Genomic DNA, 212 nt, shown 5'->3' with positions numbered 1-212 from the left:
TTCGACAATATAGCTAACACCAATGGCATAGCTGTTACCGTCACTATCTAGGGTGAGATCAGTTATCTTATCGTCACTTCGATAGTTGCCTTTCGCAAGGTCAATATCGGTTGACCAGATTAATTCACCATCACTGCTTCGCTTAACCAGCAAAATATTTTGTTGGCGGTCCGTGCCTGTTCGGATCGTTGATCCGCCGCTGATTATTTCTC

The 212-nt window shown here is 44.3% G+C and carries 1 protein-coding gene; it reads right to left on the bottom strand.

The features are described from left to right. Positions 1–212 (bottom strand): hypothetical protein (locus A3756_RS27305; RefSeq protein WP_197481180.1); only part of this gene is annotated, 212 nt, incomplete at both ends.

It is taken from the genome of Oleiphilus sp. HI0086, from assembly GCF_001635225.1.
Note: the sequence above shows the minus strand (reverse complement) of the source record. Positions and strands in the feature narration are given on the sequence as shown.